This is a genomic window from Oleiphilus sp. HI0067 (genome assembly GCF_001635735.1).
This window is the reverse complement of sequence record NZ_LWFI01000607.1, coordinates 1-357: the sequence shown is the minus strand read 5'-3', so window position 1 is coordinate 357 and position 357 is coordinate 1. Positions and strand designations below refer to the sequence as shown.

The window sequence follows — 357 nt, the reverse complement described above, 5'->3', positions numbered from 1 at the left end:
CGACTCTCAGACCTTTGCGCTCAATATCGGTTACGGCATGTGAATTCATCTCTTGCTCGAGTTCTTCGACGTGTTCAGGTGATGCATCATCTTTGTTATACAGACCTAGTTGAGGCTCCACGATGTACTCAGTAATCAGCATGCCGAGAATAGAAATGACAACGGTCGAGGCCATCATGAAGTACCAATTGGCCTCAGCCCCAACCGTATAACTCGGGTCAATAAGTTGGGCTGCTTTCTCTGAGATGCCTGATAGAAGTGGGTCAACTGTTCCAATTAAAAGGTTCGCGCTATAGCCGCCTGATACACCCGCAAACGCGGCAGCAAGACCGGCTAGGGGGTGGCGACCAAGAGATG

1 protein-coding gene is annotated in these 357 nt (G+C 50.1%); it reads right to left on the bottom strand.

Features of this window, described 5'->3' with window-relative positions:
* On the bottom strand, window positions 1-357 hold a 357-nt coding region (locus A3739_RS06855; protein WP_197472146.1), incomplete at both ends, for an AbgT family transporter.